The organism is Cohnella sp. AR92, from assembly GCF_003990975.1.
Classification (GTDB): Bacteria; Bacillota; Bacilli; order Paenibacillales; family Paenibacillaceae; genus Cohnella.
The window spans coordinates 132,501-146,374 of record NZ_RZJR01000008.1 but is presented as its reverse complement, the minus strand read 5'-3'; the positions used below and the strand labels follow the sequence as shown (position 1 = coordinate 146,374).

General features: G+C 59.8%; 7 protein-coding genes and 1 pseudogene. 7 read left to right on the top strand and 1 reads right to left on the bottom strand.

Annotation, left to right across the window (positions count from 1 at the left end; all coding sequences use genetic code 11):
- Positions 1-147: 147 nt before the first annotated feature.
- The gene (locus ELR57_RS14560; RefSeq protein ID WP_192896575.1) at positions 148-966 is read left to right on the top strand and encodes a carbon-nitrogen family hydrolase; all 819 of its coding nucleotides are present in this window, start codon (positions 148-150) and stop codon (positions 964-966) included.
- A gap of 63 nt (positions 967-1,029) precedes the next feature.
- Here ELR57_RS14560 and ELR57_RS14555 read toward each other — a convergent pair whose 3' ends face one another.
- Positions 1,030-1,950, bottom strand: a complete 921-nt coding sequence (locus ELR57_RS14555; protein WP_126959823.1) for a LysR family transcriptional regulator — start codon at positions 1,948-1,950, stop codon at positions 1,030-1,032.
- A 488-nt stretch (positions 1,951-2,438) separates the two neighbouring features.
- Between ELR57_RS14555 and leuC the strand changes: the two genes are divergently transcribed.
- From leuC to ELR57_RS14525, 6 genes and pseudogenes are all read left to right on the top strand, one after another.
- On the top strand, positions 2,439-3,860 hold the full coding sequence (leuC, locus tag ELR57_RS14550) for a 3-isopropylmalate dehydratase large subunit (protein ID WP_126959822.1): 1,422 nt from the start codon (positions 2,439-2,441) through the stop codon (positions 3,858-3,860).
- A gap of 18 nt (positions 3,861-3,878) precedes the next feature.
- Positions 3,879-4,487, top strand: a complete 609-nt coding sequence (gene leuD / locus ELR57_RS14545) for a 3-isopropylmalate dehydratase small subunit (protein WP_126959821.1) — start codon at positions 3,879-3,881, stop codon at positions 4,485-4,487.
- A gap of 216 nt (positions 4,488-4,703) precedes the next feature.
- Positions 4,704-6,278 (top strand): N-acetylmuramoyl-L-alanine amidase family protein, encoded by a 1,575-nt coding sequence (locus ELR57_RS14540; RefSeq protein ID WP_126959820.1) that lies wholly within the window; start codon positions 4,704-4,706, stop codon positions 6,276-6,278.
- A gap of 56 nt (positions 6,279-6,334) precedes the next feature.
- Positions 6,335-9,040, top strand: coding sequence for an S-layer homology domain-containing protein (locus ELR57_RS14535; protein WP_126959819.1), 2,706 nt, complete (start codon positions 6,335-6,337; stop codon positions 9,038-9,040).
- 171 nt (positions 9,041-9,211) lie between these two features.
- A pseudogene (gene nth, locus ELR57_RS14530) lies at positions 9,212-9,850 on the top strand (endonuclease III); the annotation flags it as partial.
- Between the two features lie 210 nt (positions 9,851-10,060).
- On the top strand, positions 10,061-13,780 hold the full coding sequence (locus ELR57_RS14525; RefSeq protein WP_126959817.1) for a dynamin family protein: 3,720 nt from the start codon (positions 10,061-10,063) through the stop codon (positions 13,778-13,780).
- The last annotated feature ends 94 nt before the right edge of the window (positions 13,781-13,874 follow it).

Genomic DNA, 13,874 nt, shown 5'->3' with positions numbered 1-13,874 from the left:
AAGAGATAAAATGAATGTAGCATAACGAAGCTTCTATTATCAATCGGAAAAGAAGGAATACCTCGTCTTGTCGCGTTCGCCTGAAATAAGGTACGATGGGGAAAAGGCCGCCTGCCGGCGGCCATGAATTCGAAGGAGAGTTCCCCTATGCCTAATCCTCTGCGCCTAGCGCTCATTCAGATGCACATCGACGCCGGTTATCCGGAGCAGAACTACGCAAGGCTCGAACAGCGGCTCAAGGAGGCGGTCGCCGCCGACCCGAAGCCGGACGTCATTCTCGTGCCGGAGATGTGGAATACCGGCTACGCGCTCGAGCGGATCCGAGAGCTCGCCGACCCCGCGGGCGTTCGCACTCGGGCCTTCGTCTCCGAATTCGCCAAGCGCCACGGCGTCAACGTCATCGCCGGTTCGATCGCGGAGCTTCGCGAAGATGGCGGGGGAGAACGGCCGAAGACGGTCACCAACACGGTTTACGGCTTCGATCGGCACGGGGACGAGATCGCCGAATATTCGAAGATCCATCTTTTCAAGCTGATGGATGAGCATCTTCATCTCGAAGCGGGAGAGAAGCCGGGACGCTTTACGCTCGAGGGCTGTCCGGCCGGCGTCATGATCTGCTACGACATCCGCTTCCCCGAGCTGGCTCGCAAGCTTGCCCTGGACGGGGCGAAGGTGCTGTTCGTGCCGGCTGAATGGCCGCATCCGCGCCTGCATCACTGGAGGACGCTGCTTCAGGCGAGGGCGATCGAGAACCAGATGTACGTCGTGGCCTGCAACCGGACGGGCGTCAGCGGAACCACCCGTTTCTTCGGCCATTCGATGATCGTCGATCCTTGGGGCGAAATCGTCGCCGAAGCGGGAGAAGAGGAGACGATCGTGACCGCCGAGATCGACCTCGACCTCGCGGATGAGGTGCGCGGGCGGATTCCGGTATTCGCCGACCGCCGTCCGGGCTTGTACGAATAATCCGAGCTCCGCCGCGGCCGATCGCTACTCCCGGGTTATTTTTCCGCGAGCCGACCCGCCTTATTATTTGCCCGGGACTTGCTGCGAGAGGGAATGCATGGTCTTGCGGAAAATATCGATGAACGCCTCGGCCGCATTGGACAGGTAACGCCCTTTGCGATAGCCGATGACGAGCGTTCGGGTCGGCTTGCCCTTCAGTCGGATGTAGGCGGGGGTATGGCTTCCTTCCTGCGCGCTCCTGGCGACCATATGCGGCACGAAGCCGACGCCCATGCCGGCGGCGACCAGCGATTGGACGGTCTCGATGTTGCTGCTCTCGAACACGACGCGCGGCGCGAATCCGGCTTTCTGGCACAGGTCGTACGCGATCGCCCGGAAGCCTTGCCCTCTCTTGAGGAGAACGAAGGATTCGTCCTTCATCTCCGCGAGTTCGATCGGTTCCCTGGAACCGGACTGGGCAAGACGATGATCGGGCGGCACCGCCAGGAAAATCTCCTCTTCGATAATCGGTTCGTACGTAAGGGAAGAATCGATGACGGGCAGGGAGAGCAGGCTGACATCGGCGCCTCCGGAGGCGGTCAGCTGTTCGAGCTGCAGCGTCGTCTCCTCGACGAGAGCGATCTCGATGCTCGGATGAGCCTGGCGGAACGCCGTCAGCACGTCGGGGAGAACGTGGGCTCCCGTGATCGGCAGGCTGCCGACGATGATGCGGCCCTTGCGCAGATCCGCGATGTCCTCCATCTCCTGGCGCAGCTGCTCGGTCATATCGACGATCTGCTTCGCTTTCTCGACGAAGATGGTCCCGGCATAGGTGAGTTCCACGGAGTTCGTGCTTCGCTTGAACAGCAGGATGCCGAGCTCCTTCTCGAGCTTGGAGAGCTGCTGGCTAAGAGACGGCTGGGCGATATGAAGCTTCTCCGCGGCGCGGGAGAAATTGCGTTCCGCGGCGATCTGAATGACGTACTGCAGCAGGCGCAGTTCCATGGGAGAGCTCCTTTCTTGCCTCAAGCTTCCGCGCTTGGGGCATTCAAATGGTTGTTATCATTATAGCATGAAACTATGAAGGCGTCGGACTTAATAGTTGGGATATGGCGAGACGAATAAAAAAGAGCAGGAGGGAGGTCCTCGCCGCTCCATTGGCTTCATTGCTGTTAAATTTTGAAGCCTTGAAGCCGAATCCAGCATCGTTTAGGTTAGAAGAGGAGGTTGATAAGGAGAGATTCTCAAGCGAAAACGTTTATTGGCCTTGCGTTTGTTTATAGCACGAACCTATCAAGCTTATAGTTATTATATCTTGGAGCAATGAAACAAGGGATGTTATAGTAGAGGCATATTCAGATCGGAATCGGTTCAATCGCCGCTAGAGCCTGCATGGCCGGGACGCGGAGCGGCGGGAAGCCTGACGCTCCATCCGCTTCCCCGCCGCTTGGCCGATCTCGCAGAGATAACATTTCATATGGGGTGAATGTAGAATGAGCAAACTGACGATGTTCGAGAAAATTTGGAACAATCACGAGATTCATTCGGAAGCGGGCAAGCCGAGCATTCTGTACATCGACTTGCATCTGGTTCACGAAGTAACTTCTCCGCAAGCGTTCGAAGGCCTTCGCATGACGGGCCGCAAGGTTCGCCGTCCGGAGCTGACCTTCGCGACGATGGACCACAACGTGCCGACGAAGGATCGCTTCAACATCGCCGATCCGATCTCCAAGCAGCAAGTGGACACGCTGACGAACAATTGCCGCGAGTTCGGCGTGAAGCTGTACGACCTGAACACGCTCGACCAAGGCGTCGTTCACGTCATGGGTCCTGAGCTGGGCCTGACTCATCCGGGCAAGACGATCGTCTGCGGCGACAGCCACACGTCGACGCACGGCGCGTTCGGCGCTCTCGCCTTCGGGATCGGAACGAGCGAAGTCGAGCACGTTCTGGCTACGCAATGCCTGCAGCAAGCCAAGGCGAAGACGATGGAAGTCCGCTTCGTCGGCAAGCGCCCCGCCGGCATCACGGCGAAGGACTTGATCCTCGGCCTGATCGCCAAGTACGGCACCGACTTCGCTACCGGCTACGTTATCGAGTACACGGGCGAAGCGATCCGCGAACTGTCGATGGAAGAGCGCATGACCGTGTGCAACATGTCCATCGAAGGCGGAGCCCGCGCCGGCCTGATCGCTCCGGACGAGACGACCTTCAACTACCTGCGCGGCCGCGAATACGCTCCGCAAGGCGAAGACTTCGACCGCGCCGTCGAGCAATGGAAGGCATTGACCTCCGATGAAGGCGCCGTCTACGACACGGTCGTCGAACTGAACGTCGAGGAGCTCGTCCCGCAAGTGACTTGGGGCACAAGCCCGGGCATGGGCACGGGAATCACTTCCTCCGTTCCTTATCCGGAGAAGCTGCCTACCGAGAACGAACGCAAAGCCGCCGAGAAGGCGCTTGAATACATGGATCTGAAGCCGGGCACTCCGATGTCCGAGATTCCGATCGACTACGTCTTCATCGGCTCCTGCACGAACGGACGCATCGAAGACCTTCGCGCCGCCGCCAAGGTTGCCCAAGGCCACAAGGTCAGCCCGAACGTGACCGCGATCGTCGTTCCAGGCTCCGGCCGCGTCAAGCTGCAAGCCGAGAAGGAAGGCCTCGACAAGATCTTCACCGCCGCGGGCTTCGAATGGCGCGAAGCGGGCTGCTCGATGTGCCTCGCGATGAACCCCGACGTGCTGAAGCCGGGCGAGCGCTGCGCGTCCACTTCGAACCGCAACTTCGAAGGTCGCCAAGGACGCGGCGGCCGCACGCACCTGGTGTCTCCGGAGATGGCTGCCGCAGCGGCGGTCAAGGGCAAGTTCACCGACGTTCGCAACTGGGAATTCCGTTCCGAAGTAACGGCATAAGAAGGGAGATTCGATACCATGGAAGCATTCAAACAACTTACGGGCATCGTTACGCCGGTCGACCGCGTGAACGTGGATACCGATGCCATCATTCCTAAGCAGTTCCTGAAGAGAATCGAACGCAGCGGCTTCGGCCAATTCCTGTTCTTCGAATGGCGCTGGGACGAGAAGGGCAACGTCATTCCGGAGTTCAGCCTCAACCAAGAGCGCTACCAAGGCTCCAGCATCTTGATCTCCCGCGCGAACTTCGGCTGCGGCTCCTCCCGCGAGCACGCTCCGTGGGCGATTCTGGACTACGGCTTCCGCGTCGTCATCGCTCCTTCGTTCGCGGACATTTTCTACAACAACTGCTTCAAGAACGGCATCCTGCCGATCAAGCTCAGCGAAGAGCAAGTCGAAGACCTGTTCCAGCGCACGAACGCCAACGTCGGCTTCAAGCTGACGGTCGACCTGGAGAACAAGGTCATCACGGACGGCGCGGACCTGACGATCCGCTTCGAGCTCGACGAGCATCGCCGCCAATTCCTGCTGCTCGGCTTGGACGACATCGGCCTGACCCTGCAGCACAGCGACCTGATCGCGGCATACGAAGCGAAGAACGAAGCCCGTCTGGCGAACAAGTTCTAATAGACCGCTCGAGGCCGGGCATCGGCTCGGCAAACGATAGAAGGCAGCGTGGAAGACCCTGGATCCCGATACGGCATATTTCGGGAACCGGGGTCTTTTTTTCCTCGTTTTCTCGCAACTTTTGGCGAATCGGCACGTCTAATGTTCGTGGGCAAGCTGGGTGGGCAATCCATCGGCAAGATTGCACTTTCACAACATTAGACACCGAGGTGAAGCATGAAGAAGTGGACGTCCCTGTTGTTTGTCGTCGCCGTCATGCTGTTCATGGCTTGCGGAACCGCCTCTGCCGAGGTCACTCCGAAGCTTGTACTGGACGGCAAAATTTTGAATCCGGTTGAACCTCCTGCCTTGATCGGCAACTTTACGATGGTTCCCGTGCGGATCGTCGGGGAGAACCTGGGCTACAAAGTCGATTACGACAGCAGCAAGAAACAGGTGACGGTGAAGAGCGGAAGCTCGACGGTTCAAATGGTGCTAGACAAGAAGACGGCTACGGTCGACGGCAAAGAAGTTTCTCTGCAAGCGCCGCCAACGGCCAAGTCGGGCAGCACGCTCATCCCCTTGCGTTTCGTGGGGGAGGCTTTCGGCCTTCAAGTGTATTGGGAGAACACGAACAAGTCGGTCTTCCTGTACAGCAACACCGGGAGCTCCGGCTCCGATTCCGGATCTAACGGATCCGGCAACACAAACGGCACAGGCAATTCCAACGGCTCAGGCAGCTCTAACGGATCCGGAGGCTCTAACGGCCCCGTCGATAACGGCAGCCCGGGAGGCAGCGGAGATCCGAGCCTACCGGAGGGCGGAGGAACGGAGTCCGAGAACGGCGGTTCCGGCAGTCAGAACGGCGGAGGATCGGAGAACTCGGCGATTGCGCAGATCCAATCGGTCTCCTACGGGAACAACGCCATCGTTCTGAAGTACAGCGGCTCCTTGCAGCCGAAGACCTCCGTGTTGACCGGACCGGATCGAATCGTCATCGACCTGCCGATGACGGAATTCGCGAGCGGCTTCCAGCCGGCGCTTCCGGTCGACGCCAACGGAAACGTGAAGTCGTTAGGCGAGATAGCGGTGACGGATCACGTCGCCTTGACGAAGATTCGCTATTCGCTGTTCTCCGACAACCCCAAGACGCTGAGGTTCGTGCTGGACTTAAAGCAAAAGTGGGGCTATGAGCTATCCAACGACGCGGCGACCCAGACCCTGACCATCATCCTCGCGGATCCGACGACCATTCCGCCGAAGCCTTCGACCGGAGTCTATACGATCGTGCTCGACGCGGGACACGGCGGCTCCGATCCCGGCGCTTCCAGCATCACCGGCAGGCTGGAGAAGGACTTCAACCTGGCCGTCATTCTGAAGCTGCAAGCGATTCTGGCTGCGGACTCGAGGCTGAACATCGTCATGACCCGCTCGGGAGATACATACCCTTCGTTGGCCGACCGTTACAATCTGGCCAACTCGATCAAGGCCGATCTCTTCCTGTCGGTTCACGGCAACAGCAATACGAAGAACACGATATCCGGAACGGAAGTCTATTATACGCGCGACGCCAGCCTGTCTTTCGCGAAGATGGTCCAGACCTACGCGACGCCGACAACCGGTCTCCGAGACCGCGGAGTCATTCAGAAGAGCTTGGCGGTCACGCGGGAGACGACGATGCCGGCCGTTCTGTTCGAAGCCGGGTATCTGTCGAACTCGGGCGACGAGAGCGTGATGTATACGGATAAATTCCAGAGCAATCTGGCTCAAGGCTTGGCAACCGCCATCAAGAAGTATTTGCAGCTCGAGTAGCGAACGGAAGCACTCATCTTCTCTAGAAGAACAATTCGAATAGGAGCGATAGGGATATGGCGATAGCTTTGCGAGGCAAATCATGGATCAGCCTGGTAATAATCTTGGCTTTGGTGTGGACGGGGTTGGCGTTCCACGCCCCTCGCGCCTCTGCGGCGGCTTCGACGCCGTTCTCCGATGTGCCGGCAGGCCATTGGGCGGAGAAGCATATTGCCAAGCTGGCCCTGCAAGGGCTGGTCAAAGGCAATAACGGCTTGTATTCTCCGAATTCTTCTTTAACCCGCCAAGAGGCGGTCCTTATCGCACTTCGCTTCATGGGCTTGGAAGACAAGGTGAATACCAGCGATGTCGTGGCTTTCCCCGACACGTTCTCGGTCGATAATTATTTCAAGCCGTACGTGAATTACGCGTTCAAGCAAAATCTGATCAGCATGTCCGAAGAGTTCGAGATCGCGAACAAGGAATCGGCCAAGAAGTGGGGAAGCACGCCGGCCAGCCGCGAATGGATCGCAAGGCTGCTGGTCCGCGCGATCGGCAAGAACGCGGACGCCGCGGATCAAGCGGGCAAGGCAACCTCCTTCGCGGACAATGCCTCGATCGGCTCCGAATATCTCGGCTTCATTAACGTTGCGGTCAGCAACGGCTTGGTGAACGGCATCGACGGCAACAAGTTCGATCCCAAGGGCAACGTTACCCGCGCCACGGCGGCGACGCTGTTCAGCCGCGCGGAAGCCAAAGCCGCGACTTCCTTCCCGGGCCAAGCCACGGGCATCTTGCTGCAAGTGAGTCCGACGCAGCTGAAGCTGCTGCAATCGAACGGCACGATTACGAATTACGCGGTTACGGACGGCACGCTGTTCTCCCGTTCCGATACGGAGAAGCTGGGAACGGTCGCCGGGCTCAAAGCCTATGGCGAAGCGCTTGTCATCGGCTCCGGCGACGGCACGGCCGCTTATGCGGAACAGCTTAGCGATACCGCCCGCGTGAAGACGGCGGAAGGAGAGCTTGTCGTCGTAAGCGCGAGCAAGAGCCAAGTGACGGTCTTGAACGGAGACGATGTCGCTACTTATCCTTACGATTCCGCCAACCTTCCGGCGGTAACGGATTCCGAGGGCAACGCGATCTCTTTGTCGGACATTCCGGCAGGCGCGAAGCTGAAGCTCGTCGTTGACAATTACAGCTCCGCAGGCAAGCTTCTGGCCGTATCGGTCACGACTTCCACGGTCAATAAGTCGGGCAGCGGCACGATCGTAAGCTTCGATTCCGCGACCGGCGCGCTGACGGTCAAAGACAGCGCGACGGCCGTATCGGAGACAAGAAGCGTAGCCTCCACCGCAACGATCCAGAAGGACGGCGAATACGTCAAGAAGACGGAATTGAAGGCAGGAGCCTCGATCACTTACAAGATCAGCAACGGCGAGTACACGGATATCGTCATTACCAAATCTTCGGGGCAGACGGTCAGCGGGTACTTCTTCAAGGCCGACACGACGGAGAAGACGATTCAGTACACGTCCTCGTTGAATTCGAGCGACATCAAGGCGAAGTTCTATGACAAGAACGTCACCGTCGCGATCACGGGCGTGACGAACACCGGCCTGAACGATCTGTTCAAGGGCGATTCCATCGAGCTTACCGTCAACGATTCCGGTACGGTGATCGGCATTGCGGTCAAGGACCGTTCGATCAAGACTTTGTCCGGCGGCACGATCTCTTCGTACGTAGCGGACGACAACATCGTGCTGATCAAGGATAGCAGCGGCAAGTCTTCTGCATACGAGATCAATGCGAACACGCGTTACGACTACAACGGCACGACGATCACCAAGGCGACGGCGCAGAATTACTTCATCAAGGGCCGCAAGGTCGACATCGGCTATTCGGAAGGCGTCTTGTACTACATCTCCTTCGTATCGAGATACAGCGGCACGGTCATTACTAACGATACGAGCACCCATTCGCTTACGCTGAAGCTGGCGGATGGCACCAACCAGTCGCTTTATTACGGAAGTCCGACGGTTGAGCTGTTCGGCAAGTCTTCGGCGACATATGCCAACGTTGCCAAGGGCGATGTCGTTACCGCTTATCTGTCGAGCGATCAGACGTCGATCGTCTCCATCAAAGTGTTGAAGACCGCGCAGCTGGAGGTTGTATCCGTCGATGCGAATACCAACAAGCTGACGGTTCAGAATGCTTCGACAGGCGTCACGACCTCGTGGACCATCGATTCTTCCGTGAAGTTCACCAACGTGAACGGAAGCGCCTCGACGTTGTCCGCCCTTACGGCAGGCGACACGATCAACGCGACGCTGCTGGGCAACACCCTGCAGTCCGTCCAGTCGATTAAAATCACGCTCGGCATTCTCGAATCGGTAGGAAGCTCTTCGCTTACCGTCAACACCTACGATGGAGATTCGGAAGTGATCAACGCCGCTTCGACGGTCATCGTAACGAAGGGCGGAGCCACCTACAGCACGCTTTCTTCCTTGAAGACGGACGATCGCGTCGAGGTTCGCGTGAACGAGAATGGCCAAACGATCGTTAACGTGCTGTCTCCTATCACGAAGACGGTTTGGTACCTGAACGGGGATACGGTTTACTTCAAGAAGTCGTCGACGACGGTCGAAACGGAGTATGTGGCCGTCCGCACGGGCGCCTACATTCATTCCGGCGACGCGACGATCGCGCTCTCCTCGCTCGCCAACGGGGTTTCCGTTACGTATTACGTTTATCGCAACCAAGCGATCGAGATCGTCAAATAATCGTTTTTCTTGGCGGAGGCTGCCTTCGGTGATCCTTAAAGATCCCGGGGCAGCCTTTTTCGATGGGAATCGCATCCTCAAAGTGTTGCCGCTTGTTCAAAGTTTCGGTAAACTTGTAACGTGATTTTCATTGTTTTATTCCTTTCTTAGAGAAGAGATTGGAGCTGCCTAATGAACGCTGTAAGAATGAGGCATATACTGGATACGATCGCCGAGATGTTCCCGGATGCCCGCTGCGAGCTCAATCATCGCAACCCGTTCGAGCTGACGATCGCGGTGCTGCTGTCGGCCCAATGCACGGACGAGACGGTCAATAAAGTGACGGCGACGCTGTTCGAGAAGTATCGCCGGCCCGAAGATTATATGTCCGTTCCGTTGGAAGAGCTGGAGAACGATATTCGCCGGATCGGCCTGTTCCGGAACAAAGCGGCCAATATCCAGAAGCTGTCCCGGATTCTGATCGATAAATACGACGGCGAGGTCCCGCGCGAGCACTCGGCTTTGACGGAGCTGCCGGGGGTCGGAAGGAAGACGGCAAACGTCGTCGTATCCAATGCGTTCGACGTGCCGGCGATCGCGGTGGACACTCACGTGGAACGCGTCTCGAAAAGGCTCGGTATCGCGAAGCCGGACGACAGCGTGCTAGAGGTCGAGAAGAGACTCATGAAGCTCGTTCCGCGCGAGGAATGGACGATTACGCATCATCGCTTGATTTTCTTCGGGAGATATCATTGCAAAGCCCAGAATCCGCAGTGCGACGTTTGCCCTCTGCTTGACGTGTGTCCGGAGGGGAAGAAACGCATGAAAGCAGCCCTCCAGCCCGCGAAGGCGAAGAGAGGCGGAAGCGCAGGCAAGTCGGTTAAGACCGCAAAGGCCGGCAATTCAGGCGGGGCAAGCGAATCGGCCAAGGCGCCAAAACAAGAGAAACCGAAGGCAACGGCCGGCAGCAAGCGGAGCATGAACACGAAATCCAAGGACCAAGCGCCTTCCGGCGCTTCGACATAGGGAAGGGAATAACGAATGACGCGACAGGGAACGGAAGCAATCGAATTATCGACATACGGAACGGCGCTGCGCCGAATGGCAGAGCAGGCAGGCGCGGCGGGAGACGAGATTCAACGGGACAAATTCGGCGAGCTGGCCGACAAGCTGGACAGAGGGCTGCTTACGATCGCCTTCTGCGGCCATTTCTCCGCGGGCAAGTCCACGCTGGTGAACGCTCTGATGGGAGCCGATCTGCTGCCTTCCTCCCCGATTCCGACGACGGCGAACGTGGTTACCGTCCGTGACGGCGAGCCGGCCGCGCACGTGCTGTTCCGCTCCAAGGACGGCCGGACGACCGAGACGCCGAATCTGCCCGTCGAGCGGCTGAACGATCTGGCGATCGACGGCGAAGGCGTAGCATCCATCGACGTGACCTATCCGGTGCCTCTGCTGCGCGGAGGCCTTGCTCTGGTCGACACGCCGGGAGTAGATTCGACCGACGGCGCTCACCGGGCGGCGACGGAATCGGCCTTGCACCTTGCCGACGTCGTCTTCTTCGTCAGCGACTACAATCATGTCCTCTCCGAGGTCAACTTCCGCTTCATGCGCACGCTGCACCGCTGGGGCAAGCCGACTTATTTGATCGTCAACATGATCGATAAGCATCGGGAAGAAGAGGTTTCCTTCGCGAAATTCCGCGACGGATTGCGGCAGGCGATGAACAATTGGAAGATCGAGCCTGCCGGCATGGTCTTCCTGTCGCTGCGGGTGCCGGAGCATCCGCTCTCGCAATGGGAAGAGCTGATCGACGTCATCGAAGGGCTGAAGCCGCTGCGAGAGCCGCTCATGCTGCGAAGCGCGAGACGATCCGCCGAGTATCTGGGCGAGCAATTCCGCGAGTTCGTGAAGCAAGGCAACTCCGATGAGCGCGAGAAACTGGTCGAGCAGGCGGGCGGACTGGAAGAATTGACTCGCCTTCAGGCAGAGCACGCCAGCCTGGAGAAGAGGCTGGCGGAGCTGGAGGGCGACAGCGAGAGCCGGCTGACGCTGTTCCGCGATCGCCTCGACCGGCTGCTGAACAACGCGAACCTCACCCCTGCCGAGACTCGCGATCGCGCGCGGGAAGTGCTTGAGAGCCTGCAGAACGGCTTCAAAGCCGGAGGCTGGTTCGGAGGCGCCGCGAAGACGGAAGCGGAGCGAGAGCGCCGGCTCGCCGAGCTTGCGCGCGACCTTGCCAGCCAGCTTGCGGCGAACGTCCATGGGCATGTGGCGGAGCTGCTGCGGCAGGACGCCAAGGAGGCTGGCTACGAAGGGGAAGCGCTGGAAGCGAAGCTGGAGCGGCTTCAGCCGGAGCTGACCCCGGAATGGATCCGTCAGCAGGTGAAGCCCGGCGCGAGCGCGGACGGCCAAGCGACGATTCACTTCTCTTCGGAGCTGAGCGCCTCCCTGAAGGCGCAAGTGAGAAGAGCGGCGCTGGACCTGGCGTCCGAGCTGGACGCACTTCGACAGCCTGGACGGGAGGAAGCTCGGCAGAGACTCTTGGGCGAGCTTCGCGGGCTGGCGGCGAGCGAAGAGGCGGCCGACCGGCTGGCCGAGCTCGAGGCCGAGGAGCAGGCGGCCGAGCGGCAATTGCTGCGCCTGCTGCCGGAGTCGTCCGCCGCATCCGTAGCGGCATTGCCCGAAGTGAAGGAGCTGGACGCCGCGCAGCTGGATCAGCGAACGGAAGGCGTTCGTACGGCGGCGGCGGCCTCGATGACGATCGAGGCGCTTCCGTCTGCCGGGCTGGAAGCCTCCGATCAGGCAGGTCGGGATCAACCGGCGGAGGAGACCGCCTTCGTCGGTGCCCAGCAAGGCGCGGCGGAGCTTCTCGAGCGGGCGGCCGGGCTCCTCGTTCCTTTCCCTACGCTGAGAAAGCAAGCGGAGGGAATCAAAGCGAAGGCGGAGCGATTCCGCAACAATCGCTTCACGATCGCCCTGTTCGGCGCGTTCAGCGCCGGGAAGTCGTCGTTCGCGAACGCGCTGGTCGGCATGCCGGCGCTTCCCGTCTCGCCCAATCCGACGACGGCGACCATCAACCGGATCGTCGCTCCGGCCGAAGGCTTCCCGCACGGGACGGCGCTGATCAAGATGAAGACGCCGGAAGCGATGCGGGAAGACGTCGCCCATTCCCTCGATCGCATCGGCGTCGGGGCGGAGGAGATCGCGAAGGCCGGCGAGGACGTCGGAGCCCTGCTGAAGCTGGCCGCCCGTATGACCCCCGACGAGCTTCATCCGAAGGGGCGGCCTCACCTCGCGTTCCTCCGGGCCGCGGAATCGGGCTGGAGCCGTTACGGGGAGAAGCTCGGCACGGAGCTTCGCGCGGAGGAACAGGAGTACCGCCGCTTCGTAGCGGAAGAGGAAGCGTCCTGCTTCGTCGCGTCGGCGGACCTTCATATCGATGCGCCGCTGACGAGAAGCGGGGCGGTGCTCGTCGATACGCCGGGGGCGGATTCGATCAACGCCCGCCATACCGGCGTGGCGTTCCAATACATCAAGGATGCCGACGCGGTGCTGTTCGTCACGTATTACAACCATGCGTTCACGGAAGCCGACCGCAGCTTCTTGAACCAGCTCGGCAGCGTTAAGGACGTCTTCGAGTTGGATAAAATGTTCTTCGTCATCAACGCGGCCGACCTAGCTTCGTCAGAAGAAGAATTAAGATCGGTCGAAGAGCATGTCGCTAGCCAGCTCCTGAAGCACGGAATCCGCAAGCCGAGATTGTACCCCGTCTCCAGCTTGAACGGCCTCAAGGCGAAGCTGGAGCGGTCGGCAGCGGCGCTGCAGGCTTCGGGCCTGTCGGCGTTCGAGAAGGCATTCCGCCGCTTCTCGGAAGAGGAATTGGGAGGCCTTGCCGTCGCGGCGGCCCAGAAGGAGCTCGAACGGATCGACGGCCTGCTGACGAAGCTGCTGGAATCCGCGAACGAAGACACGGCGACGAGACAGGCGCGCAAGCAGCGCATGCTGGACCAAGCGAACCAGCTTCGCTCGCGGATGGAATCCGCGAAGAACGACGCGGCCGTCCAGCCGATTCTTCAGGAGCTCGGAGACCAGCTCTACCACCTGAGACAGCGGGTCAAGTACCGCTTCAACGAGCACTTCATGGGAGCGTTCCACCCTTCGGTACTTCAGGACGACGGACGGGACCTGAAGAAGCTGCTCCCGGCTTGCTGGGCGGACCTCCAGCGCAGCGTCGGCGAAGATCTGCTGCAAGAGCTGCGCTCGGCCGGCTTGCGGCTGGAGAATGCCTTGAATAAGCAGGTAACCGCACGCATCGGCGAAGAAGCGGCGAACGCGTCGCTGGAAGGCTTCGTTCCGGAAGCGCCGGCGAAGGCGAAGCTGGAGCTTCCGGTCTCCGAGCCGTTCCCGACCGCGCTGAGCTTCGATGCCAAGCGGCTGTGGAACGCCTTCCGCAGCCCGAAGCATTTCTTCGAGAAGAACGCCAAGGTTGCGCTGCGGGATGAGCTTGAGGTCGAGCTGTTCCGGGCGGCGGACGTCTGGCTGGAGCAGGTGAAGCAGCTCTGGAACGAGGCGACCGCGGAAGCGTTCCGGCTGGAGACCGCCCGCGCGGCGGAAGGGCTGGCGGGCGAACTTACCTCCTTCGCCCAGGGGCTGGAAGAGACGCTCGGGGAAGCCGGAGAAGAGCTTAAGCTGGCGTCCTTGCAGCAGCAGTGGCGCAGCATCCGATTGGCGGCAGCCCAGACCCATTCCGTGTCTTAATAGGATCATCCATTGCCCTCCTCATCCAACTATCGGATGGGGAGGGCTCTTTATGATGCGGATCCGCTTGCGCGACGGGAGCTCATTTTCTGAC